Genomic DNA, 335 nt, shown 5'->3' with positions numbered 1-335 from the left:
TTACGCAGGATGTCGCGTTCTTCGCGCAGCTTCGAGACTTCTTTTTCTAGCTGACGGATTCGTTCAGAATCAGTCGTCGCCTGTGCCTTGTCGCGCATGGTCTTCGTGCGGGCACGCTTGCCGGTGCCGTACTGCTTAAGCCAGGAATAAAGTGAGGAACGATTGACTCCAAGCTCTGCTGAAGCCGCGTGAAGTGAAAGGTCCTCATTGTTTTCGTAGAGGGCCACAGCATCACGTTTGAACTGTTCGGAGTACCTAGGCATGGTGGTAGATTACCTTTCTTCCCAACCCAACAGGGCTGGATATCAGGTGTCTACCTAACAGGGGTCAGGTCC

Annotated in this window: 1 protein-coding gene; it reads right to left on the bottom strand. The window is 53.1% G+C overall.

Translation table 11 applies throughout. The features are described from left to right. Positions 1–263: IS3 family transposase (locus HMPREF2996_RS02380; protein ID WP_070729911.1), on the bottom strand; the 263-nt coding region annotated here is incomplete at its 3' end. Positions 264–335 lie beyond the last annotated feature (72 nt).

The organism is Corynebacterium sp. HMSC066C02, from assembly GCF_001814945.1.
GTDB lineage: Bacteria > Actinomycetota > Actinomycetes > Mycobacteriales > Mycobacteriaceae > Corynebacterium > Corynebacterium aurimucosum.
The sequence above is the reverse complement of the archived record's forward strand: the minus strand, read 5'-3'. Positions and strand labels throughout refer to the sequence as shown.